Origin of the sequence: Anaerotignum faecicola, from assembly GCA_024460105.1 — a bacterium.
Taxonomy (GTDB): Bacteria; Bacillota; Clostridia; order Lachnospirales; family Anaerotignaceae; genus JANFXS01.
In genome coordinates this window covers 1-391 of the sequence record JANFXS010000572.1, presented here as the reverse complement: position 1 = coordinate 391, position 391 = coordinate 1, and the positions used below count along the sequence as shown (strand labels likewise).

1 protein-coding gene is annotated in these 391 nt (G+C 47.1%); it reads right to left on the bottom strand.

From position 1 onward, the window contains the following. A partial coding sequence (locus NE664_15445; GenBank protein MCQ4728027.1) for an extracellular solute-binding protein occupies positions 1–391 on the bottom strand: 391 nt, incomplete at both ends.

Genomic DNA, 391 nt, shown 5'->3' with positions numbered 1-391 from the left:
CAAAATTCGGATCTGCGTCTTTAATCTGAGAGAACATATGGGTGCCTGAATACATCATGGCCGCCATATCGCTTACCAGGAATGTGGTAATCTGGGCATCAGGTGTAGATACCCAGCCATCCTGGGCATACTGAAAGATAGTTTTCATCTCTTCAAAGGTCGCCACGATTGCCGGATCCGAGAAGTCCTTGGTTCCCTCGTAACAATGCTTGATAAAATCTGTATCCTGACTCATAACCTGGTCATTGTACGCCTTATAGAACCAGAAGCCCACATGCCAGATATCCTGGCCGCCCACTACTAATGGAGCCATGTCTCCCTTATCCTTAATCTTCTGGCAAAGCTCGATAAACTCATCATACGTCTTCGGCTCCGCAAACCCATTTTCGTC